This is a genomic window from Streptomyces sp. NPDC001100, from assembly GCF_053598575.1.
In genome coordinates this window covers 391,309-414,643 of record NZ_JBSFKO010000004.1, presented here as the reverse complement: position 1 = coordinate 414,643, position 23,335 = coordinate 391,309, and the positions used below count along the sequence as shown (strand labels likewise).

Annotated in this window: 19 protein-coding genes; 5 read left to right on the top strand and 14 right to left on the bottom strand. The window is 68.4% G+C overall.

The features are described from left to right. Nucleotides 1-282: 282 nt before the first annotated feature. The 3 genes from ACWDEW_RS08260 to thyX form a co-directional block, all read right to left on the bottom strand. Entirely contained in the window at nt 283-1,968 is a 1,686-nt protein-coding gene (locus ACWDEW_RS08260; RefSeq protein WP_093629507.1) for a ribonuclease J, read from the bottom strand. Between the two features lie 125 nt (nt 1,969-2,093). After that, the gene (dapA, locus tag ACWDEW_RS08255) at nt 2,094-2,993 is read right to left on the bottom strand and encodes a 4-hydroxy-tetrahydrodipicolinate synthase (RefSeq protein ID WP_450510734.1); all 900 of its coding nucleotides are present in this window, start codon (nt 2,991-2,993) and stop codon (nt 2,094-2,096) included. 211 nt (nt 2,994-3,204) lie between these two features. Next, nucleotides 3,205-3,945, bottom strand: a complete 741-nt coding sequence (thyX, locus tag ACWDEW_RS08250) for an FAD-dependent thymidylate synthase (protein ID WP_427919630.1) — start codon at nt 3,943-3,945, stop codon at nt 3,205-3,207. A 213-nt stretch (nt 3,946-4,158) separates the two neighbouring features. Between thyX and ACWDEW_RS08245 the strand changes: the two genes are divergently transcribed. Both ACWDEW_RS08245 and ACWDEW_RS08240 read left to right on the top strand, forming a co-directional pair. Further along, the gene (locus tag ACWDEW_RS08245; RefSeq protein ID WP_362973145.1) at nt 4,159-4,398 is read left to right on the top strand and encodes a hypothetical protein; all 240 of its coding nucleotides are present in this window, start codon (nt 4,159-4,161) and stop codon (nt 4,396-4,398) included. Nucleotides 4,399-4,512: 114 nt separating this feature from the next. Further along, on the top strand, nt 4,513-5,067 hold the full coding sequence (locus tag ACWDEW_RS08240; protein ID WP_450510733.1) for a hypothetical protein: 555 nt from the start codon (nt 4,513-4,515) through the stop codon (nt 5,065-5,067). A gap of 69 nt (nt 5,068-5,136) precedes the next feature. Here ACWDEW_RS08240 and ACWDEW_RS08235 read toward each other — a convergent pair whose 3' ends face one another. The 5 genes from ACWDEW_RS08235 to rpsO all read right to left on the bottom strand — a co-directional run bounded on the left by ACWDEW_RS08235 (nt 5,137) and on the right by rpsO (nt 10,610). Then, nucleotides 5,137-5,589: a tetratricopeptide repeat protein gene (locus ACWDEW_RS08235; protein ID WP_262059233.1), complete on the bottom strand. Its 453-nt coding sequence runs from the start codon at nt 5,587-5,589 to the stop codon at nt 5,137-5,139. Between the two features lie 10 nt (nt 5,590-5,599). Next, on the bottom strand, nt 5,600-6,352 hold the full coding sequence (gene dapB / locus ACWDEW_RS08230) for a 4-hydroxy-tetrahydrodipicolinate reductase (RefSeq protein WP_450510731.1): 753 nt from the start codon (nt 6,350-6,352) through the stop codon (nt 5,600-5,602). 25 nt (nt 6,353-6,377) lie between these two features. Further along, nucleotides 6,378-7,757: a M16 family metallopeptidase gene (locus ACWDEW_RS08225; RefSeq protein ID WP_431253336.1), complete on the bottom strand. Its 1,380-nt coding sequence runs from the start codon at nt 7,755-7,757 to the stop codon at nt 6,378-6,380. Continuing rightward, nucleotides 7,754-9,976 carry a polyribonucleotide nucleotidyltransferase gene (locus tag ACWDEW_RS08220; RefSeq protein WP_450510729.1) on the bottom strand — a complete coding sequence of 741 codons (2,223 nt, stop codon included), beginning with the start codon at nt 9,974-9,976 and terminating at the stop codon, nt 7,754-7,756. The genes ACWDEW_RS08225 and ACWDEW_RS08220 overlap by 4 nt, the downstream gene beginning before the upstream one ends. Before the next feature lie 346 nt (nt 9,977-10,322). Next, a complete protein-coding gene (gene rpsO / locus ACWDEW_RS08215) occupies nt 10,323-10,610 on the bottom strand; it encodes a 30S ribosomal protein S15 (RefSeq protein ID WP_019075416.1) in 288 nt (95 codons plus the stop codon). Between the two features lie 282 nt (nt 10,611-10,892). Here rpsO and ACWDEW_RS08210 point away from each other — a divergent pair, with 282 nt between their 5' ends. Then, nucleotides 10,893-11,180 carry a DUF397 domain-containing protein gene (locus ACWDEW_RS08210; RefSeq protein ID WP_450510726.1) on the top strand — a complete coding sequence of 96 codons (288 nt, stop codon included), beginning with the start codon at nt 10,893-10,895 and terminating at the stop codon, nt 11,178-11,180. A 56-nt stretch (nt 11,181-11,236) separates the two neighbouring features. Here ACWDEW_RS08210 and eccD read toward each other — a convergent pair whose 3' ends face one another. Continuing rightward, entirely contained in the window at nt 11,237-12,748 is a 1,512-nt protein-coding gene (eccD, locus tag ACWDEW_RS08205; RefSeq protein WP_019075418.1) for a type VII secretion integral membrane protein EccD, read from the bottom strand. A 351-nt stretch (nt 12,749-13,099) separates the two neighbouring features. On the opposite strand from eccD, the gene eccCa reads away from it, so the two are divergent. Continuing rightward, nucleotides 13,100-17,074, top strand: coding sequence for a type VII secretion protein EccCa (eccCa, locus tag ACWDEW_RS08200; RefSeq protein ID WP_450510724.1), 3,975 nt, complete (start codon nt 13,100-13,102; stop codon nt 17,072-17,074). Between the two features lie 802 nt (nt 17,075-17,876). Here eccCa and ACWDEW_RS08195 read toward each other — a convergent pair. The 5 genes from ACWDEW_RS08195 to ACWDEW_RS08175 form a co-directional block, all read right to left on the bottom strand. Continuing rightward, a complete protein-coding gene (locus tag ACWDEW_RS08195) occupies nt 17,877-18,176 on the bottom strand; it encodes a WXG100 family type VII secretion target (RefSeq protein ID WP_019075424.1) in 300 nt (99 codons plus the stop codon). Between the two features lie 46 nt (nt 18,177-18,222). After that, nucleotides 18,223-18,567: a WXG100 family type VII secretion target gene (locus ACWDEW_RS08190; protein WP_019075425.1), complete on the bottom strand. Its 345-nt coding sequence runs from the start codon at nt 18,565-18,567 to the stop codon at nt 18,223-18,225. Nucleotides 18,568-18,637: 70 nt separating this feature from the next. Further along, the gene (locus tag ACWDEW_RS08185) at nt 18,638-19,822 is read right to left on the bottom strand and encodes a S8 family serine peptidase (protein WP_450510761.1); all 1,185 of its coding nucleotides are present in this window, start codon (nt 19,820-19,822) and stop codon (nt 18,638-18,640) included. 135 nt (nt 19,823-19,957) lie between these two features. After that, on the bottom strand, nt 19,958-21,772 hold the full coding sequence (locus ACWDEW_RS08180; RefSeq protein ID WP_450510721.1) for a hypothetical protein: 1,815 nt from the start codon (nt 21,770-21,772) through the stop codon (nt 19,958-19,960). 2 nt (nt 21,773-21,774) lie between these two features. Next, nucleotides 21,775-22,194 (bottom strand): hypothetical protein, encoded by a 420-nt coding sequence (locus ACWDEW_RS08175; protein WP_450510719.1) that lies wholly within the window; start codon nt 22,192-22,194, stop codon nt 21,775-21,777. A gap of 688 nt (nt 22,195-22,882) precedes the next feature. Between ACWDEW_RS08175 and ACWDEW_RS08170 the strand changes: the two genes are divergently transcribed. Beyond that, nucleotides 22,883-23,335, top strand: a complete 453-nt coding sequence (locus ACWDEW_RS08170; protein ID WP_450510717.1) for a hypothetical protein — start codon at nt 22,883-22,885, stop codon at nt 23,333-23,335.

Sequence of the window (23,335 nt, the reverse complement as noted above, 5' to 3'; positions counted from 1 at the left end):
CTTTTCCCTTCGGTCTTGCGTTTCCGACTCTATCAGACCGTTTCCGGTCCCGATTTCCTCGGCGCTTTCCAGGTTCCCGCTTCCGCGTTTCCCTTTCCGGCGACTCCGACTTTATCAGAGGTTCTGAGTCGGAATTTCCGGCCCTCCGGGAGTGGCTCCCGTACACGCGAAGTGTCCGAGTTCCCCCTCAGGCGGAGCCGTAAACGTACTGGAGCGGGCCGCCTCGATGCAAATCGAGGCGGCCCGCTCCAGGTTCACGCGTACGAGGGGGTCGTACGACGGTCAGACCTCCACCACGACCGGGAGGATCATCGGCCTGCGTCGGTAGTTGTCCGAGACCCACTTGCCCAGCGTGCGGCGGACCAGTTGCTGCAGCTGGTGGGGCTCGACCACGCCGTCCTGGGCCGAGCGTTCCAGTACCTCCGTGATCCTCGGCACCACGTCCACGAAGGCGGAGTCGTCGATGCCGGAGCCGCGGGCCTGGATGTGCGGGCCGCCCGTGATCTTGCCGGTGGACGAGTCCACGACGACGAAGACCGAGATGATGCCCTCGTCTCCCAGGATCCTGCGGTCCTTGAGCGCGGGCTCGCCGACGTCGCCGACCGAGAGGCCGTCGACGTAGACGTAGCCGGCCTGGACCTTGCCCGAGATCTTGGCCTTGCCCTCGATGAGGTCGACGACCACGCCGTCCTCGGCGATGACGATCCGGTCGTGCGGGACACCGGTGAGGGCGCCCAGTTCGGCGTTGGCCCGTAGGTGGCGCCATTCGCCGTGGACCGGCATCAGGTTCTTCGGCTTGCAGATGTTGTAGAAGTACAGCAGCTCGCCGGCCGAGGCGTGTCCGGAGACGTGGACCTTGGCGTTGCCCTTGTGGACGACGTTGGCACCCCAGCGGGTGAGGCCGTTGATCACGCGGTAGACGGCGTTCTCGTTGCCCGGGATGAGCGACGACGCCAGGATCACCGTGTCGCCGGCGACGATGCGGATCTGGTGGTCGCGGTTGGCCATGCGGGACAGCGCGGCCATCGGTTCGCCCTGCGAGCCCGTGCAGACGAGGACGACCTCGCTGTCGGGGAGGTCGTCGAGCGTCTTGACGTCCACGACCAGACCCGGCGGGACCTTGAGGTAGCCGAGGTCACGTGCGATGCCCATGTTGCGGACCATCGAGCGGCCGACGAAGGCGACCCGGCGGCCGTACTCGTGGGCCGTGTCCAGGATCTGCTGGATGCGGTGCACGTGGCTGGCGAAGCTCGCCACGATGATGCGCTTGCGGGCGCCGGCGAAAACTTGGCGCAGGACGTTGGAGATGTCCCGCTCCGGCGGGACGAATCCCGGCACCTCGGCGTTCGTCGAGTCGGCGAGGAGGAGGTCGATGCCCTCCTCGCTCAGCCGTGCGAACGCGTGTAGATCTGTCAGACGGCCGTCCAGCGGAAGCTGGTCCATCTTGAAGTCGCCGGTGTGGACGACCATGCCCGCTGGGGTGCGGATGGCGACCGCGAGGGCGTCCGGGATCGAGTGGTTGACCGCGACGAACTCGCAGTCGAACGGCCCGATGCGCTCGCGGTGCCCTTCGGCGACCTCAAGCGTGTACGGGCGGATGCGGTGCTCCTGGAGCTTCGCCTCGATGAGGGCGAGGGTCAGCTTGGAGCCGATCAGCGGGATGTCCGCCTTCTCGCGAAGGAGGTACGGCACTCCACCGATGTGGTCCTCGTGGCCGTGCGTGAGGACGATGCCGTCAATGTCGTCGAGGCGGTCTCTGATGGACGTGAAGTCCGGCAGGATCAGGTCGATTCCGGGCTGCTCCTCCTCGGGGAAGAGCACGCCGCAGTCGACGATCAGCAGACGGCCGCCGTATTCGAAGACCGTCATGTTTCGGCCGATTTCCCCGAGGCCGCCGAGTGGGGTGACCCTCAGGCCGCCTTCGGGGAGCTTCGACGGAGGGGCGAGTTCAGGATGCGGATGGCTCAAAAGACTCTCCTACCCATGCGCGCCACGTACCGGTGGGCACGTGGCGCGCATGACGTTCGTGCAAATGCAGTTATTGGTGGGATGCGGGCACCGAAGTCCCGCGTATTCAGTTGTGAAGTCTGTTGTCAGAGCTGTACCCCGCCGGCGGCAAGATCGATCTTGAGCTGGGCGATCTCCTCGGGCGTGCACTCGACCATCGGTGAGCGCAGCGGTCCGGCGGGCAGTCCCTGGAGGGTGAGCGCGGCCTTGGTGGTCATGACGCCCTGGGTGCGGAACATGCCGGTGTAGACGGGGAGAAGCTTCTGGTGGATCTCGGTGGCCTTCTGGACGTCGCCGGAGACGTACGCCTCCACCAGGGTGCGCAGCTCGGGTGTGACCACATGGCCGACGACCGAGACGAAGCCGACCGCGCCCACGGAGAGCAGCGGCAGGTTCAGCATGTCGTCCCCGGAGTACCAGGCCAGGCCGGTCCGGGCGATGGCCCAGCTGGCGCGGCCGAGGTCGCCCTTGGCGTCCTTGTTGGCGACGATCCTGGGGTGCTCGGCGAGCCTGACCAGGGTCTCGGTGCCGATCGGGACGCCGCTGCGGCCGGGGATGTCGTAGAGCATGACCGGCAGTTCGGTGGCGTCCGCGACTGTCGTGAAGTGGCGGTACAGGCCCTCCTGCGGGGGCTTGTTGTAGTACGGCGTGACGACGAGCAGGCCGTGTGCGCCGGTGCGTTCGGCCGTGCGGGCGAGTTCGACGCTGTGGTGGGTGTCGTTGGTGCCGACGCCGGCGATGACGTGGGCGCGGTCGCCGACCGCTTCCAGTACGGCTCGTACGAGATCCGCTTTCTCCGCGTCGCCGGTGGTCGGGGACTCACCGGTGGTGCCGTTGATGACCAGGCCGTCGTTGCCTGCGTCCACCAGGTGGGTGGCGAGCCGCTGCGCGCCGTCGAGGTCGAGCGCGCCGTCCGCCGTGAAGGGCGTGACCATGGCGGTGAGGACCCGCCCGAAGGGGGTCTGCGGAGTGGAGGTCGGAGCCATGGGTAACACGCTACTCGCTGCTCAATGCGGGGTCTGCCCTCGGGGCAGGCGACAAGTCGTGACAAATATGGAGCCCGGCACTGCCTGCTCGGGGGTTCAAGCAGTGCCGGGTCCGTTTGATCAGGCTAGATGAACTTCTCCAAATGCCGCAATACGGACACTTCGCGCGACTTACCCGTACATGTGTGCCCGCTCGGCAAACAGAGGTGCGCTACGGGGCGACACGACCGTTGGCGTTGAAGGCGGAGTAGGTCAGCGGCATGAGCTTGGCCCACTGCTCCTCCATCTTCTCGCCGACCATCTCGATCTCCCGCTGCGGGAACGACGGCACCTTCGCCAGCTCGTGCTGCGTGCGCAGACCGAGGAAGTGCATCAGCGAGCGAGCGTTGCACGTGGCGTACATCGAGGAGAAGAGGCCTACGGGGAGCACGGCACGGGCGACTTCGCGGGCGACGCCGGCGGCGAGCATCTCCTGGTACGCCTCGTACGCCTGGCGGTACGAGTCCTCCATGGTGCGGCCGACCAGCTCCTGCTGGGCCTGAGTGCCCTCCACGAAGACGTACTTGCCCGGGCGGCCCTCCTGGACCAGCTTGCGGGACTCGCCGGGGACGTAGAAGGTCGGCTGGAGCTCCCTGTACCTTCCCGATTCCTCGTTGTACGACCAGCCCACCCGGTGCCGCATGAACTCGCGGAAGACGAAGATCGGGGCGCTGATGAAGAAGGTCATCGAGTTGTGCTCGAAGGGGCTGCCGTGCCGGTCCCGCATCAGGTAGTTGATGAGGCCCTTGGAGCGCTCGGGGTCCTTGCCCATCTCTTCCAGGGACTGCTCGCCGATCGTCGAGACGCGGGCGGCGAAGAGCACGTCCGCGTCGGACGCGGTGTGCTTGACCAGCTCGACGGTGACATCGCTGCGGAAACTGGGCTTGAGGTCGTCGGCGGGAGTGTCGGTCACGGCTCGGAAGGTCCTTCCATCACGTCTCTCGGGCGGCGCCCACTCTACGGCCCGGCACTGACATCGGGGCGTTCGGTGCCGTGCCGCGACATTCGTTGGCGAACTTCTGCGAATTCGGCGAAACAGGGCACCTTTTGGGGCGTTCGCTCGTCTGTCTTGGTGAGAGCCACCCGTTCGATCCCGACTCGATCCCCGAGGGGAGATGCACCACCGATGCTCCGTCGGCGCGAACCCGTCCCGTTCGCCTTCATCGCCGAGACCGACCGCTTCCGCAGCAACGTCACCCCGCCGCCCCGTGAGCGCGCGTCCGCCGGTCAGATAGCCGGGCGCTGGCTTCTGGGGCTCACCATCATCGCCGGCATCGTGGGCTCCGTGGTCCTCGGTATGCCGGCGCTGTCCCAGCACAACCTCTCGACACAGAACCAGCAGTCGCAGGCCGCCGACAACCGCTGACCTGCGACGCAGCTGACACTGACTCATCCGGACCCCCAATGGTGGTGAGCGGGAACACGGCCGGATAGCCTCACCGGGCACAGCCCACGCATGGATTCAGTGAGGACACCAGCCGTGCCCCTGCCCTTCCTTACGGCCGACCGCGCATTCGAGGCCGCGGACGAGCTCGCACTGCCGTTCGACGACCGCGACCGCTGGCGGCGCCCCTACCGGCCCGGACCGTGGCGGGTGGCGGTGTCGGCGCTCGTGCTGCTGCTCGCGTCGTACGTGCTCTTCGCCGCCGTCATCATCGCGTTGACCGGCTCGCGGTCCGAGGCCGGGGTGATCCTCGGTATCGCGGTGGCCGTCATCCTCTGCGCCCTGCGGCTGCTGCGCATGGGCGTGTGGGTGAGCGCGCGCGGGCTGCGCCGGGTGCGGTTCTTCTACACCCTCACGGTGCGGTGGGACCGGGTCGCCGCCGTACACACGGTGCAGCAGCCGGTGCGCTGGCTCGGGCTGCCGCGCACGGTGCAGGGACAGGCCCTGCTCCTCGTACGGAAGGACCGTGCTGCCGAGGACGTGGCCGCGCTGCTGACCACGCACGACATCGACTTCCTGGCGCGTGCCTCCGCCTTCGACCGGGCCGCGGACTCGGTCGAGGTGTGGTCCGACGAGTACCGGCGGGGCTGACCGGCCGAGAGCAAGGCGAAGGGGCCGGTCCGCAGCGGGTGCGGGTCGGCCCCTTCGGCGTGCGGGAGTTCAGGCCTGGACGGGTCGGCCCGCGTGGAGGGCGATCGCGCGCTGCATCGCCTTGCGGGCACGCGGGGTGTCGCGGGCGTCGTGGTAGGCGACGGCGAGGCGGAACCAGCTGCGCCAGTCGTCGGGGGCCGCCTCCGTCTCGGCCTTGCGCCTGGCGAAGACCTCGTCGGCGGAGTCGCGGTCGATACGGCCGCCGGGCGTGCGCCTCAACTCGTCGACGGGCAGGCCGCCTTCGGCGTCGAGCAGGGCGGCGAGGCGGTTGGCGTTACGGACGAACTGGGTGTTCTTCCAGAGGAACCACACGCCGATCACCGGCAGGATCAGGACCGCGATCCCGAAGGTGACGGTGATGACCGTGCCCGACTGTATGAGCATGACGCCGCGGCTGCCGACCAGGACGAAGTAGAAGACCAGGACGGCGGCCGTGACAGCGTAGGTGAGTTTGGCGCGCATGTCGTGAGCCTCAGCCCAGGTCCAGGAAGTGTTCCAGGCCGAAGGTGAGGCCCGGGGTCGTCACCACGCGGCGGGCGCCGAGCAGGATGCCCGGCATGAAGCTGCTGTGGTGGAGCGAATCGTGGCGGACGGTCAACGTCTCGCCCTCGCCGCCCAGCAGGACCTCCTGGTGGGCCAGCAGGCCACGCAGGCGGACGGAATGGACGGGGATCCCGTCGACGTCCGCGCCCCTCGCGCCGTCCAGGGCCGTCTCCGTCGCGTCCGGTGCCGCGGCCGTGCCGGCCTTCGCGCGCGCCTCGGCGATGAGCTGGGCCGTGCGCGTGGCCGTACCGCTGGGGGCGTCGACCTTCTTCGGGTGGTGCAGTTCGATGACCTCGACCGACTCGAAGTAGGGCGCGGCGATCTGCGCGAACTTCATGGTCAGTACGGCCCCGATGGAGAAGTTGGGCGCGATGAGGACGCCCGTCTCCGGGGAGGCGTCCAGCCAGCCGTTCAGTTGCGCGAGGCGTTCCTCGGTCCAGCCGGTGGTGCCGACGACCGCGTGGATGCCGTGCCGGACGCAGAAGTCGAGGTTGTCCATCACCGAGGCGGGGGTGGTCAGTTCGACCGCCACCTGGGCGCCCGAGGCCGTGAGCGCCTCCAGGGTGTCGCCCCGGCCCAGGGCGGCCACCAGTTCCATGTCCTCGGCGGCCTCGACGGCTCGTACCGCCTCGGCGCCGATCCGGCCCTTGGCACCGAGGACCGCCACGCGCAGCTTGCTCATCGTTCTTGCTTCCTTACGACGGGTGTTAGGCGACGGCGTCGTTCAGCCGGGCCGCCTGCTTGTCCTTGAGCGGGCCGATGACCGCCAGCGAGGGTCGCTGTCCCAGGATCTCGCGGGCGACCTCGCGGACCTCGTCCGGGGTGACCGAAGCGATCCTGGCCAGCAGGTCGTCGACGGACATCTGCTCGCCCCAGCACAGCTCGCTCTTGCCGATGCGGTTCATCAATGCGCCCGTGTCCTCAAGGCCGAGGACGGTCGAGCCCTGGAGCTGGCCCACGGCGCGGCCGATCTCGTCGTCGGACAGGCCGTGTTCGGCGACCTGGTCGAGTTCGTCGCGGCAGATCTTCAGCACGTCGTGGACCTGCGAGGGACGGCAGCCGGCGTAGACGCCGAAGAGGCCGCAGTCGGCGAAGCCGGACGTGTACGAGTACACGCTGTAGGCCAGGCCGCGCTTCTCCCGGACCTCCTGGAAGAGGCGGGACGACATACCGCCGCCGAGGGCCGTGTTGAGGACCCCCAGGGCCCAGCGGCGCTCGTCGGTGCGGGCCAGGCCGGGCATGCCGAGGACGACGTGCGCCTGCTCGGTCTTGCGGCCGATCAGCTCGACGCGGCCCGCGGTGCGCAGGGCGCGGCGGCCGTCGCGCGGGGCGATGGGCGCGGCCTGGGCGTTCTTGAAGGCGCCGGCCTTGTCGAAGGCGGCACGGACCTGTCGTACGACCTTGTCGTGGTCGATGTTGCCGGCCGCCGCGACCACGAGGTGGGTCGGGTCGTAGTGCTTCTTGTAGAAGCGGCGGATGCGGTCCGCGGTGAGGGCGTTGACGGTGTCGACCGTGCCGAGGACGGGGCGGCCGAGGGGGTTGTCGCCGAACATCGTGCGCGCGAACAGGTCGTGCACGCAGTCGCCCGGGTCGTCCTCCGTCATGGCGATCTCTTCGAGGATGGCGCCGCGTTCTACGTTGACGTCCTCCTCACGGATCAGGGAGCCCGTCAGCATGTCGCAGACCACGTCGATGGCGAGCGGCAGGTCGGTGTCGAGCACGCGCGCGTAGTAGCACGTGTACTCCTTCGCCGTGAACGCGTTCATCTCGCCGCCGACCGCGTCGATCGCGGAGGAGATGTCCAGCGCGCTGCGCTTGTGCGTGCCCTTGAAGAGGAGGTGCTCCAGGTAGTGCGTGGCGCCGTTCAGCGACGGTGTCTCGTCGCGAGAGCCCACGTGGGCCCAGATGCCGAAGGTCGCGGAGCGGACCGAGGGCAGCGTCTCGGTGACGATGCGCAGGCCGCCCGGGAGGGTGGTCTTGCGGACCGTGCCGATGCCGTTGGTGCCCTGGATGAGGGTTTGGGTACGGGCGACGGCCCGCGCCTCCGAGGAGGTGCGGGCCGTCGTCGTGGTACTGGTCGACGTCACTTGTCGCCGTCGTCCTTCTTGTCGTCCTCGGTGTTCTCTTCACCCTCGATGACGGGGATCAGGGAGAGCTTGCCGCGGGAGTCGATCTCGGCGATCTCGACCTGGACCTTCTGGCCCACGCCGACGACGTCCTCGACGTTCTCCACGCGCTTGCCGCCGGCGAGCTTGCGGATCTGCGAGATGTGCAGCAGACCGTCCTTGCCCGGGAGCAGCGACACGAACGCGCCGAAGGTGGTGGTCTTGACGACCGTACCCAGGTAGCGCTCGCCGACCTCCGGCATGGTCGGGTTGGCGATGCCGTTGATCGTGGCGCGGGCGGCCTCGGCCTGCGAGCCGACCTGGGCACCGATGTAGATGGTGCCGTCGTCCTCGATCGTGATCTCGGCGCCGGTGTCCTCCTGGATCTGGTTGATCATCTTGCCCTTCGGGCCGATGACCTCGCCGATCTTGTCCACGGGGATCTTGACGGTGATGATCCGCGGGGCGTTCGGGGACATCTCGTCCGGCGTGTCGATCGCTTCCATCATCACGTCGAGGATGTGGAGGCGGGCGTCACGGGCCTGCTTGAGGGCGGCGGCCAGGACGGAGGCGGGGATGCCGTCCAGCTTGGTGTCGAGCTGGAGGGCGGTGACGAACTCCTTGGTGCCGGCGACCTTGAAGTCCATGTCGCCGAAGGCGTCCTCCGCACCGAGGATGTCGGTGAGGGCGACGTAGTGCGTCTCGCCGTTGATCTCCTGGGAGATCAGGCCCATGGCGATACCGGCGACGGGGGCCTTGAGGGGCACACCGGCGTTCAGCAGCGACATGGTGGAGGCGCAGACCGAGCCCATGGACGTCGAGCCGTTCGACCCGAGGGCCTCGGAGACCTGACGGATCGCGTAGGGGAACTCCTCGCGCGTCGGGAGGACCGGGACCAGGGCGCGCTCGGCGAGCGCTCCGTGGCCGATCTCGCGGCGCTTGGGGGAGCCGACGCGGCCGGTCTCGCCGACGGAGTACGGCGGGAAGTTGTAGTTGTGCATGTAGCGCTTGCGGGTCACCGGGGAGAGGGTGTCCAGCTGCTGCTCCATGCGGAGCATGTTGAGGGTGGTGACGCCCAGGATCTGGGTCTCGCCACGCTCGAACAGCGCCGAGCCGTGCACGCGCGGGATGGCCTCGACCTCGGCGGCCAGGGTGCGGATGTCGGTGACACCGCGGCCGTCGATGCGCTTCTTCTCCTTGATGACGCGCTCACGGACCAGGGCCTTGGTCAGCGAGCGGTACGCGGCGGAGATCTCCTTCTCGCGGCCCTCGAACTCCGGGAGGAGCTTCTCGGCGGCGAGACCCTTGACGCGGTCCAGCTCGGCCTCGCGGTCCTGCTTGCCGGGGATGGTCAGCGCGGAGGCGAGCTCCGGGCGGACGGCGGCGGTGAGGGCCTCCAGGACGTCGTCCTGGTAGTCGAGGAAGATCGGGAACTCGCCGGTCGGCTTGGCGGCCTTCGCGGCGAGGTCGGCCTGCGCACGGCAGAGCACCTTGATGAAGGGCTTCGCGGCGTCCAGACCGGCGGCGACGACCTCCTCGGTCGGCGCCTCGGCGCCGCCCGCGACCAGCTGGATGGTCTTCTCGGTGGCCTCGGCCTCGACCATCATGATCGCGACGTCGCCGTCCTCCAGGACGCGACCGGCGACGACCATGTCGAAGACGGCGTCCTCGAGCTCGGTGTGCGTCGGGAACGCGACCCACTGGCCGTTGATCAGTGCGACGCGGACGCCGCCGACCGGGCCGGAGAAGGGCAGACCGGCCAGCTGCGTGGACGCGGAAGCCGCGTTGATCGCGACGACGTCGTACAGGTGGTCGGGGTTGAGCGCCATGATCGTGGCGACGACCTGGATCTCGTTGCGCAGGCCCTTCTTGAAGGACGGGCGCAGCGGGCGGTCGATCAGGCGGCAGGTGAGGATGGCGTCCTCGGAGGGACGGCCCTCACGGCGGAAGAAGCTGCCGGGGATCTTGCCGGCGGCGTACATCCGCTCCTCGACGTCCACCGTGAGGGGGAAGAAGTCGAGCTGGTCCTTGGGGTTCTTGGAGGCGGTGGTGGCCGACAGCACCATGGTGTCGTCGTCCAGGTACGCCACGGCGGAGCCTGCGGCCTGCTTGGCCAGGCGGCCCGTCTCGAAGCGGATGGTGCGGGTGCCGAAGGAGCCGTTGTCAATGACGGCCTCGGCGTAGTGGGTCTCGTTCTCCACTAGCGTTTTCTCCGTTACTTGTCGTCTTTCGTCCCTCCCCGCCCGTGTGGCGGGGGGACGGTGGCGGAGAAGCGCTGTCTGGTGCGGGCCGGTCTTCGATCGAAGCACCCGGGGTTTCCTGCCCGGGGGCCACTACCGAGGACCGGCGGCTGCGAGGCGCGCTTCTCCTCGTTCGTTTCGTACGTTGTCGAGCTGTCGTGCGTTGTCGTGCCGTGTCCTGCGTTGTGCTACCACACTACAAAGCGGCAGTGACACTCCGCACGTTTCCGCACGTACGGGCAATCCGCACATACGGCAAAGGGAGCGACTCCCGATCGTTTCGGGAACCGCTCCCCTTCACGGCGTCTTACTTGGCGCCCGCCGCACCGCGGCGGATGCCCAGGCGGTCGACCAGCGCACGGAAGCGCTGGATGTCCTTCTTGGCCAGGTACTGCAGCAGCCGGCGGCGCTGACCGACCAGGATCAGCAGACCACGACGGGAGTGGTGGTCGTGCTTGTGGGTCTTGAGGTGCTCGGTCAGGTCCGAGATGCGGCGCGAGAGCATGGCGACCTGGACCTCGGGGGAGCCGGTGTCGCCCTCCTTCTGGCCGAACTCGGTGATGAGCTGCTTCTTCGTAGCGGCGTCGAGCGACACGCGTACTCCTCGTAGTCTTTGATGTGCCACCGAGTGCCCCTGGTCCACTTCTCAGGGGAGCTTCCGTAACTCGGGAGGCGGGATCCGCTGGGCGCTGCCTCCGGAGCGTGAGCTCCAGGGGTGCGTACACAAACGGCCGCTACACAGCGTACCAGCCTGGGGGGACACCTCGGTCCAGCTCTGTGAAGGGCCCTGACCGGGGCGGATACGGCCACTAGGGTGATCCACGTCCACGCATGGACCGTGGATCACGTCGGTTCGTCGGGAAGGGGTCGCTTCGCCATGGCGGAGACGGAGCAGGAGATCAAGGCACGCAAGGAGCGGGAGCGGGACGAGCTGTACGCCCTCGATATCTCGGGTGTGGAGTGGCGCAGCGCGCCGGGCACGGAGGAGCACGAGGAGCGCGTCGAGATCGCCGACCTGCCCGACGGCGCGGTGGCCATGCGCTCGTCGCTCGACCCGGACACCGTGCTGCGCTACACGGAGGCGGAGTGGACGGCCTTCGTGCTGGGCGCCCGGGACGGCGAGTTCGATCTGGAGCCGGCTCCGGAGGAGCAGCAGCAGTCGTAGGCATGGAAAAGGGGCGGCACACACGCGTGCCGCCCCTTTTCCATGCCTACCGCTCCCTAGCTGGTCATCGCCCGTGCCTGCGCGTACACGTCGAAGACGGCCAGGGACAGCGGGATCAGGGTGAGCAGGACGAAGCTCTCGGCGATCTCCAGGAAGCGGCCCCAGAAGGGGGTCACTCCGCGCTTCGGGGTGATCAGGCCGACCGCGGTGACCAGAGCGGTCGACGCGGCCACGGCCGCCGCGAGCCAGACGCTGCGGATGTCGAGGGAGTTCGGGTCGCCGAGGAACGCGTCCCGCACGTACGCGTGCGGCGGGTTCAGGGCGAGGCCGAGGCCCAGGAAGACCAGGGCGGCCAGGCCCGCGGCGAGGGTGGCGCCGACCTGGGCGGTGTAGCGGAACAGGTGGGCACGCATCAGCATCGCGACGCCGGTGGCGAGGGCGAGGAGCTGTGCCCACACGTTGCTGGAGAAGCCGAGGACGATCGAGGCGCCCACGGAGACGAGGGCGCAGCCGCCGACCAGGCCGACGAGGAGTTCGTGGCCGCGCCGGGCGCGGGCGGCGATGCGCTCGGCGTCGACGGGCTCCTGGGCCACGGGTTCGCCGTCGCCGTAGCCGCGGGTGGGGTTGGGCGGTTCGAAGCCGATGGGGAGGCGGGCGAAGCGCATGGACAGGCCCGGCAGGAAGGCGAGCGCGCACACGGAGAGGGGGGCGCAGATCGCGGCCGTCTCGATGGGCTTCAGGTGGGCGAGCATCGCGGTGAACGTCGTCAACAGGCCGATGGCGGAGGCGAAGACGAAGGCCACGAAGGGGCCGTCGCCGCCGGGTGACACCAGGGTGAGGACGACGGCCGCGACGAGGACGGCGGCGCAGGCCAGCAGGAACTGGAGCCGGCCAATGCCTTCTCCTTCGGAGAAGGGGAGCAGTCCGGAGCCCGCCACGGCGATGTTGGGGAGCGCGCCCAGGCCCAGGGCGACCGCCGAGCCCCGGTCGTCGTACACGCGCGCGCGTACGCAGGCGATGGTGATCAGGAGGATGCCGGCGAGGCCGGCGACGATGCCCTGGAGGCCGTTCATGTCGTGGTGGATCTGGGAGCTCCAGGCCACGAACGCGAGCAGTGCGGGCAGGATGCCGCCCGCGACGAGACCGGCGGCGCGCGTCAACTCGCCGTTCCACAGGGCACGGTCACGGGTGACGGCGGCGGCGACCGCCTCGGAGACGTCGTCGTAGACGGCCGGCGGCAGGGAGTCCGCGAAGGGGCGCAGGGTGAGCAGTTCGCCGTCGAGGATGCGCTGCGCGGCGAAGGAGCGGGCGCCGTCGAGGACGGTGCCGTCGCGGCGGACGAGGTGGTAGCCGACGGGGGCGCCCTCGGCGAGGCTCTGCTGGGACAGCCGCAGGATCTCGGGGTACAGGTCGGCGACCGGTACGTCGTCGGGCAGGGCCACGTCGATCCGGCTGTCGGGCGCCACGATGGTGACCCGGCAGAAGCCGAAGCCCGTGCCCGCCCCGGATGAGGCTCCGGTGCCCGTTCCGCCGGTCGCGCCGGCCGGCGCGGAGGCCGTGATGCTCACCTGCTGTTCCCCCTTGTCAGTGACGGACGGTCCGCGAAGCTGCCGCGCGCGTCCTCCGTGTAGTTCCGCCGTAAAGATCCTGTGCAGGTCGCGCCGTACCACCCGTCCCGTCGGCCGACCGCGCCGTCGCGCCCGGCACTCAACGGGATCCGACGGGATCCGCCCGCCGCGAACACTGCGGTTTTGCCCGGTTTTCCCGGAACGATTCGCAACTGCTCACACGTCTCACGGGCACCCTACCGCCCGCCGTTGTCAGTGGTTGTCAGTAGGATCGCGCAGTGCGGATCGGCGTCCGCCCGACACGGGGCGGCGGACGTAAACAACTCGGTCCGGCAAGGGAATTGGTGCTTAGTGAGCCAGATCGTCGTCAAGCGCCCGCCGAGGTCGCTGCCGAAGGAAGTGCCCACGGACGAGGTCATGCTGCAGGCTCCGCCGGAGCTGCCGCGCGGCCAGCAGGAGGGCGCCATGATGCAGCTCCTGCCCATGCTCGGCATGGGCGGGTCGGTGGTGTTCTTCTTCAACCCCAGTGCCCAGCCGTTCATGAAGATCATGGGCATGGTGATGATCGCGTCCACGGTCGCGATGGGCGTCTCGATGCTGGTCCGCTACCGCCGGGGCAACCAGGGGCAGATGGCCGACATGCGCCGTGACTATCTGCGCTATCTGTCCCAGACCCGGCGTACGGCCCTGGAGACCGCGCGGGCCCAGCGCGACGCCCAGTACTACCTGCACCCTTCGCCGGAGCAACTGTGGGCGCTGGTCGCCGAGGGCAGCCGGGTGTGGGAACGCCGCACGAACGACGAGGACTTCGGGCAGGTGCGGGTCGGCCTCGGACCGCAGGGTCTCGCCACTCCCCTGATCGCGCCGGAGACCGCCCCGGTCGACGAGCTGGAGCCGCTGACGGCGGGCGCCATGCAGCGTTTCCTGGCCACGCACAGCACCCTTGAGGACCTGCCGATGGCGGTCTCGCTGCGCGCCTTCTACCACGTGACGATCAGCGGCGAACCGGCCACCGTGCGCGGCACCGCGCGGGCCCTCGCCGCCTCCCTCGCCTCGATGCACTCCCCCGAGGACCTGGTCATCGCCGTCGCCACCGGGCGCGAGTCGGTGCCCGAGTGGGAGTGGGCCAAGTGGCTGCCGCACGCGCAGGCACAGGGTCTCGCGGACGGCGCGGGCACCATGCGCCTGATCAGCACCGACCCCATGGAGCTGGAGGAGATGCTCACGGACCGCCTCCAGGGCCGCCCGCGTTTCCACCCCGCCGGAGCGCCGGTGCCCGAACAACCGCATCTGGTGGTCGTGTTGGACGGCGTCTCCCTGCCGCCCACATCCTTCCTGGCCAGCCCCGAGGGCCTTCAGGGTGTGACGATCGTCGAGGTCGTCCCCGGCGACCTCAGCAGCGGACGCGGCGACCTCTCGGTCGTCGTACACCCGAAGGAACTCCGTCTGGAGTCGGGCCACGGCATGGTCTACGAAGGCACGCCGGACGTCCTGTCGTACGAGGCGGCCGAGGCGCTGGCCCGGCAACTGGCGCCGCTGCGCATGGTGTCGGGCGGTGACGACGACGAACCGCTGCTCGCCAACCTGGAGTTCACCGATCTGCTGAACCTGGGCGACGCGGCCTCCGTGGACCCGAAGCGGACCTGGCGCCCGCGTTCGACGGCGGAGCGGCTGCGGGTGCCGATCGGGCTCGGTGAGGACGGCCGGCCCGTGATGCTCGACCTCAAGGAGGCGGCCCAGGAGGGCATGGGCCCGCACGGGCTGTGCGTCGGCGCGACCGGTTCCGGCAAGTCGGAGCTGCTGCGCACCCTGGTCCTCGGCCTCGCGGTGACGCACTCCTCGGAGACGCTGAACTTCGTCCTCGCGGACTTCAAGGGCGGTGCGACCTTCGCCGGTATGGCGCAGATGCCGCACGTGGCGGCCGTGATCACCAACCTGGCGGACGACCTGACGCTCGTCGACCGTATGGGTGACTCGATCCGCGGTGAGTTGAACCGCCGCCAGGAGATGCTGCGCGACGCGGGCAACTACGCCAACATCCACGACTACGAGAAGGCGCGCGCCGCGGGTGCCCCCCTGCAGCCCGTCCCGTCACTCGTCCTGGTGATCGACGAGTTCAGCGAACTCCTCACCGCCAAGCCGGACTTCATCGAGATGTTCGTGCAGATCGGCCGCATCGGCCGCTCCCTGGGCGTGCATCTGCTGCTGGCCTCGCAGCGCCTGGAGGAGGGCCGGCTGCGCGGCCTGGAGACGTACCTCTCGTACCGCATCGGTCTGCGGACGTTCTCGGCGGCCGAGTCGCGGGCCGCGCTCGGGGTGCCGGACGCGTACGAGCTGCCGAACGTGCCGGGTTCCGGCTTCCTGAAGCACGGCACCGACGAGATGGTCCGCTTCAAGGCGGCGTACGTCTCCGGGGTGTACCGCACCGGTTCGCAGCAGGCCGCCGCGCTCGGCGGGCCGCTTCCGGTGGACCGCAGACCGGTGCTGTTCACGGCGGCGCAGGTGCCGGTGCAGTACGCGCCCGTGCCGCGTCAGCGCCAGGCGGAGACGGCCGACGAGAAGGACGACGCGCTCGCCGACACCGTGCTCGACGTGATCGTGCGGCGACTTGAGGCACAGGGTCCGGCCGCCCACCAGGTGTGGCTGCCCCCGCTGGACAGCCCGCCGTCGCTCGACTCCCTGCTGCCCGGACTCGCCGCGGTGCCGGGGCGGGGTATGACGCAGCCCGGCTACGAGGGCGCGGGCCGACTCGTCGTCCCGGTCGGCCTGGTCGACAAGCCGTACGAGCAGCGGCGCGACCCGCTGTGGACCGACTTCGGCGGCGCGGCCGGCCATATGCAGATCCTGGGCGGCCCGCAGTCCGGGAAGTCGACGCTGCTGCGCTCGCTCATCGCGTCGTTCGCGCTCACCCACACCCCGCGCGAAGTGCAGTTCTACGCACTGGACTTCGGCGGTGGCGGTTTGTCGGCGGTGGCCGGTCTCCCGCACGTGGGCGGGGTGGCCTCCCGGCTCGACCCGGAGAAGGTCAGGCGTACGGCGGCGGAGGTCTACGGCGTGATGACCCGCCGCGAGGAGTACTTCCGTACGGCCGGGATCTCCTCGATCGCCGATTTCCGCGCCCGCCGCGCGCGGGGCGACATCTCCGTGGCGGACCAGCCCTGGGGCGATGTCTTCCTCGTCATCGACGGCTGGGGCAACTTCCGTACGGACTACGAGGCGTTGGAGCCGCTGGTGCTGGACATCGCGGCCCGCGGCCTCGGTTACGGCATCCACGTGATCCTCACGGCTTCGCGCTCCATGGAGGTCCGCGCGAACATGAAGGACCACCTGATGAACCGGCTGGAGCTGCGGCTCGGCGACCCGATGGACTCGGAGTTCGACCGCAAGGTCGCCGCCAACGTGCCCACGGGCGTGCCCGGGCGCGGCCAGACCCCGCAGAAGCAGCACTTCATGGCGGCGGTCCCGCGCATCGACGGCCTGTCCTCGGACACGGACCTCGCGGAGGCGACGACGGCCCTCACGGCCGAGGTCGCCCGGCACTGGCAGGAGCCCGGCGCGCCCGAAGTCCGGCTGCTGCCCAGGGAGTTCGCGGCGGCGCAGCTTCCGTCCGGCGACCGTTTCCCGAACCGCGGCATCTCCTTCGCCCTCGACGAGGACAACCTGGAGCCGGTGTTCGTCGACTTCGACCAGGACCCGTTCTTCCTGGTCTTCGGCGAGAGCGAGTCCGGCAAGTCGAACCTGCTCAAGCTGCTGATCAAGCGCCTCGGCGAGCGCTACGACGGCAACGCGTGCAAGCTGTTCGTGGTCGACAACCGGCGTTCCCTACTGGGGGTGACCCCGCCCTCGCACCTGGCCGAGTACATCCCGATGTCGAACCAGATGCAGCACCACATGGACGCGCTGGCCGACCTGATGCAGCGCCGGACGCCGACGTCGGACGTGACTCCACAGCAGCTCCGGGACCGGAGTTGGTGGCGGGGCCCGCAGGTCTTCGTGATCATCGACGACTACGACCTGGTGTCCACGTCGAGCGGCAACCCGCTGTCGGGGCTGACCGAACTCCTGCCGTTCGCCCGGGACGTGGGCGTGCGCTTCATCATCGCCCGCTCCACGGCGGGTGCGGGGCGCGCGGGTTACGAGTCGTTCATGCAGCGGATGAAGGAACTCGGCGCCCAGGGCGTGGTGTTGGCGGGCGACCCGGCCGAGGGTGACCTGCTGGGCGGGGTCCGGCCGCGGCCGATGCCCGCCGGGCGGGGCGTGTTCGTGTCCCGGAAGCGGGGCAAGCCGCTGGTCCAGATCGGACGCGTCCCGGACGGCGACGAGTAAGGCCCGGTGCGGGCCGACGGGTTCCTCAGAACGTGGTGAGGGCGACGACCGTGCTGTCGTGCATGAGAAAGACGCGGTTGCCGTCGGCGGCGAGGCGGGTGGAGTCGGTACGGGGGAACTCGTACCGCCACAGCCTCCCCTCCGTCGACCGCCTTCGCCGCGTCGAGCTCCATGGGCTCGGTCTGCACCACGCTCTTGCCGATCGACCAGACCGCGTGCCCCCGCGGCAGCGCACGCCCCGCGTAGAGAGCCGTGCCCGCGGATTCGGAGTAGCCGGACCACAACTGGCTCCCGTCGCGCGGGTCCAGACGTCTGGGATAGATGCCCTCCGCGGCGTAGAGCCTGCTCCCGGAGACCGTCACGGGTCCCCAACGCTCCCGGTTGCGGTCCCCGTGGGGCTTGACGCTCCAGGTGCGCTCGCTGTCGGCGATCCGCACCGCCTCCAGGGTGTAGCCGTCGAGGTAAACGGTGCCGCCCCGGACGGCCGGCCGGAGCCCGCTGGGGACATGGTCGAGGCGATTCCATGCCATTCCATGCCATACGGCCGTTGCTGGTGTCGATCGCCAGGAAGTTGCCGTCGGTCGTCCCCATGACCAGCCGACCCGGGCCGACGGCGGCCAGGGCGAACACCTTCGTGCGGAAGTCGGCCGGAACCGTCGCCGTCCACCCGACCTTCGCGTCCGCGCGGCGCACGCGGCATCGGCGCGTGCTCACCCTCTCGTGCAGGGGCCAGATACGGCAACAGGTGGGCGCCTCCCGCGCGCGCCCACCCTGAGTCGCTGTTCTTGCTGCGTGCCTCGTCCTACTGGAAGTAGCTGGCGGCCTTCTTGTCGCCTTCCATGTAGGTACCGCCCGACGTGTACACGACGTGCCCGATGCCGGTCAGCGCGGTGTGGATGTCGTTGGCTTCCTTGTCCCAGCGGTGCAGCTTCTCGTTGAAGGTGCCCTGGGCGTCACCCTCCCAGTACTGCTGGCTCTTCACGACCAGCGCGCGAAGCTCCTGGAGGTCCTGCTCCAGCTGCTTCGCCTCGTTGCCGATCTTGGTGGCCGCGAAGTCCAGCCCGTCATAAGTGACGGAAAGGCCGTCGGAGTTACGGCTCATGCGTGTGTACCTCGTCTCGTTCGTATGGGGCAGTGGACGTCGTGGCTCAGTAGGAGCTCAGCGGGGAGGTCACGGTCGGGGCGCCGTCCTGGAGGTCGATCTTGTTGACCGCCGCGCGGACCTCGTCCTCCTTGCTGTCCTTGATGTTGCGCGTCGCGGTCATCGCCTCGATGACGTCACCGAGAATGGTGCCGATCTTCTGCAGCGACTCGTTGATCTCGTACTGCTTCTTGTCGAACGCGGCACGCCCGATTCCGTGCCACTGACCCTCAAGCCCGTCGATCACACCCTGAAGCCCGTGCACGCGCTTGGCGATGCCGTCGTACTTGTCGAGCATCTGCTTCTGAATATCGACTACTGCGGCATCTTCGAGCTTCTGCTTGTTGGACATGGTCAGCTCACCCTTCTTCCTTCTATTGACTGGCGTCGTGACTGATTCGCGGTCTGGCTGGAAATGCCGGTCACCTGGCACGCCGTGCGCGCATTGCGGCTACGCCCGCACCGCCGATGACGATGACTGCGGCTGCGCCGCCGAGTGCGATCCAGAGCGTGTTGCTGTCGCTGGACGACTGTGCGCTTGATGCTGCGGCTGAGGTGCCGCCGGTAGAAGTCTCGCCCGGAGTCTTCGATGTGGCCGAGGCGGACGGAGTCGAGGCGGCCGAGGGAGAACTCGCCGACTTGGCAAGCAGATTGCCGCCGTTCTCCTTCGCCAGCGGGTCGACGTTGGGGGCGCCCGCGTCGTACTTGGCGTTCTCCAACACCATGCGAGGACGGACGAACCCGTAACCGGCGTACTTGCTCGGGTCGTTCTCCGGCCACGTCCGGCTCGCCGTGTCGATCAGGGAGCGGGTGACCTGGTTGACCGTCCAGTCGGGGTGGGCGGACCAGATGAGGGCGGCGGAGGCGGCGGCGAGGGCGGTCGCGGGACTTGTGCCGGCCTTGTCGCAGTAGGAGCGGAAAGTGGTATCGCACCATCCCGGAAACCCGTCACCGGGTGCCACGAGGTCGACGTAGTTTCCGTACGAAGAGAACTTCGTAACGTCGAACGACGAGTTGACTGCCGCGATGCCGACTACGTAAGGGTAAGCAGCGGGATAGTCGATATTGCCTGTACCTTTCCCTGTACCTGCATTTCCCACTGCAGCGACCATCAACTTTCCTTTTGAAGCGGCATACTTGATCGCTTCTTCCTCCTGCGGGCTGACAAACCCTCCGAAGGACATGCTGATGATCTTTGCATCGGTATCGGCTGCGGCCCTGATCGCCTGCCACGGCTTGGGAGTCTTCTTTTTCTCCGCCGCATCGGCCTTCATCCCTTGGAAGGAGACGCGATAGGGGACGATCTTGGCGCCCGGCGCCAGTCCCTGCAGGCCACCGTCGGATCCAGTACCCGCAATCAACTCGGCCATGGTTGTCCCATGGCCTACGTAGTCGACCGTCGAGCGGTATGCGACCGCCTTGGGCACCTCGTCGACGAGAACCTGGCCCTTCAACGAAGGTGTATTCGGGTTTACTCCGCTGTCGATGACAGCGACTTTTACACCCTTCCCCGTGCTGACCTTCCACATCTGGTGGGCCTGCATCTCGTCCAGGTACCACTGCTTCGACTGAACGTCGTCAGCGCCGGCATTCGGCGCGAATCCCACGCTCACTACAGCCAGGGCGCCGAGGACCGCACCTACGGCACGTACTCGTCCGGCACGGCGTGTCCTGAGCAGCGCAGCCCTCTGGGCTGGACGGCTGTTCCCTGACTTCATGACGTTGACTGTCCTCGCTCGCGCTCAGTTGACGACCGGCGGCACATCGCGCCGCGGCTGGTTGGGCAGGTGGGTCTCTTCGTCCTCAACGAGATGGTCGGGGCACGAAGCTCCGTCCGCTCGTTCCTTGTCACCGGGCTTCCCTTGGTTGCCAGGTCCGCGTACGAGGCCGGAGCCACCGCGCGTCATGCCATTGCGTTCGGCTCGAGCAACGGATTTACGTTCGGTGGGCACAGTCGTGACACCCTCGGACGCGCCCGTACCGCCACGGGGCTTCGATGCGTTCGGGGTCGGCTTGGCAGCAGAATCGGGCGCTCCGAAGACTCCACGCTGCCCCGGACGACCGGGCACGGACCGAGAGCCGCTCGCTTCCTCGGCTCCGATGACGTTTCCACGGGGAATCCTGGACCCGCCCTTCGCCGAGTTGCCTGTGCCGTTGGTAGGCCGTCCGCCCACGACGCCATTCGAACGACCAGCACCGGTGGCTGAACCACCATTGGCTCGCGGAGTCGCCGTACCACTCGCTCTCGGAGTACCACCCGTGACACCACGCCCCATCGGGGGCGACTTCGCTCCGGAGGCAGTGCCTTTGGCCAGGGAGCGGCCGGTCTCGGTGGCGCGGCCCATCTGGCTGGTGGGTCCACGGCCCGCCGTCCGTCCCGTGTTCGAGTTCCTCAGGTCCGAAGTGCCGGTTCGTCCCTGCGCGGAGATCGGGTTCCTGAGCCCGCCCGACCCACTGACACTCCGGCCCAGAGGTCCGTTGGGCATGGGAGTTCCCAAGCCATTCTCGAAGGCGTTGGTCTGGCCACCGCCCGGGGCAGGTGCACCCATGGCCGGCGGGTTGTGGACCGTCGCGGGCACCGTGGTGGTAGGCAACGTACCGACGCTGTCGATATTCGTGTGCGTGGTGACATCGGGAGGCGTCACATGACCGGTGACGTCTTTGACGGGCGACACGACATCACTTACGACGTGCTTGCCGCCATTGCTCGTAGCCGCTGCAAGCGTTTCATGATGACTCGGCACAGTGGTCGTACGAGTCTTTTGGCCGTCTGCTGATTTAGACCCTCCGGAGCCGTCCCGCCATGTCGGATCAGGCTGCGGCACCCCCACATCCGGCATAGCCGTGAACTCAGGCGCCTTGCTGTTCAGCGCCGCCAGCTCGTCCTTGGACACCACGTAGTACGACGACAGCCGGTTCATCTGGTTGATCGCCTCTTGGCGATCCTTCTCCACGCGCACGGCCGCCGCGTACTCGTCCTTGTTCGCGACCTTCTCGGCCGCCGTGAACGTCGTGGGGTGTTTGCGCTCAGCCTGGGTGTCACGAGGGGGCATGGCACTACGCACCGACGCCAGCCCCATCGCGGCAGCAGTGATCTGATCCCCCGCGCCCCCGGCGAAACTGCTCAGGCTGTGCGTCTGGATGACGAGTTCGCTCCCCCACTTACGGAACGCCTCGCCCGACTCCCCTGCCCACCGGACTTTGTCGATGTGACCGTCGAGCTCCTCGGCCGCCGCCTTGATCGCGTCACGCGCGTCCCACAGAGCCTTGCCGGAGGACTCCAGGTCCTCCGGGTTCGTCCGCTCCACGAGGTCGATCATCTCGTTGAGCGGGCGGTTCTCGAAGTTCGTACGACGGTCGGCGGACGGCCCGTGCACGGAGTCGTGGACGGCCTGGCCCTGCGACGTGCTCTCGACCACCGCGCGCACTGGGTTGTAGAAGAGGCCGGCCAGCAGTCCGTTCTCTCGCGGTCGCTCCTCGACACCCCGTGCCAGGTCGGTGAACTGATTCTGGCTGGAGACCCTTTTCAGGTCCGCCTTGTGCTGGTCGTCAGTCATCGTCACCCACTCATGCCGGAGTTGGCGGTGTTGGTGCGCTCGGGACCCGAGGCCCCGTTGATCCTCGTGATCTCAGTCTGGATCTCCCAGAACCGCCGACGCTGATCCTCTTCCACCCCGTCGAAGGTGCCCCTGGCACCCTGCACGGCGATGCCGATCGCCTCGATCTGCAGATGGAGCGTCTTGGACAGGGCCGTGAGCTTGTCGTGGACCGCGTGGTACTCGTCGTACAGGCCGTCCGCCTCATGGAAGGCGCCTCGCCCGCCCCTGTGGATCGACCCCGCACTGACCGTCTGCGCACCCACCCGTTTCGGGTTCCCCGCCGAACTCTCAAGATCACGCAGGACCTTGTCCACGCGGCTCACGAAGTCGGTCAGCGCTTCGCTGCTCGCCTCCAGGTCCTTCGCCCTGGTAGCCGACACGCCCCCCACCATGTCTGCCGGAAGCACGACGCTCCTCCCCGTTTCCCCGTACATCCATCGGCCACCGTCGAACCGAGGACGATCAACCGCTCACCCTACGATCGCAAAGCGAGCCACTCCTGACAACGCGTTTACCACTCTAGTCAACCTGTACATCGGGGCCAACCGGCCTGTGTGTTAACTCAGTTACGGGGCCGGGCCAGACGCCACAGTCTGCCGGTTTTGTCACTTTACGACTTATGGATCACGCGTCAGCAGCACTGGCGCCCCGCCGGAGGCCCGAGCCCGCGCGACAACGTCGGATGCCGCCGGACGGGCCCCCGTTGCGATCTTCATGGAATTCCCACACGCGACCGATCGCTCCGGATCACCACGGCTCCCACGCGCCACTCGGGGCGCATCGGTGTCGTTGAGGGGCGCCCGGTCGAGTCACACGCCGACAGCGCCGGGTTTCGGCAGCGGCAGCCTTCCGATGCCGAGGAGCAGGCACGGATGTGGCCACCATCCGTCGACCAACCACACACTCGGCACCCCCTCGAACCTTCACGATCGACAATCCGCGCACATCGGACGCGACTCTAATTTTCCTCGGCACGGGTTGCTAACTTGACCAATCATCGTGAACAGGAGACGGCATCGCCTGCCGACCGGTGCGCCGGAGGCAGAGCGCGGGGGAGGGTGACCAAAGGTGGGCTGGGACGAATGGGAGCAGCTCAAGGGCGACGCGCTTGCACGCCAACAGAGCTCCACGCGCATGCAACTCAACTCGATCCCCGCCGATCCCGGCGGCGGCAATCCGCAAGGTGACCTACGGGTCAGCCAGAGCGACCTCGCTGCGGTCGGTGACGCGGCGTACGAGTTGCACCAAGCCTTCCAGCACGACAGCGACCTCGCCCGGATGAGTTCCATCAAGGCCGGCGACGGCCTCAAGAGCGAGGGGTACGAGATCGGTTCGGCGCTGGACCATGTCGCCGAGCACTGGGTGGACCAGGTCCAGTCGGTCCTCGACGCGACGGCCCACATCTCCAACCACCTCGACTACACCAAGGGCGCGCACGCGGGCGACGAGGCGTACATCGCGGGCACGCTCAGCAACATCGCCACGCTCGACAAGGGCTTCGACGAGCGGAAGGGCAGCTGA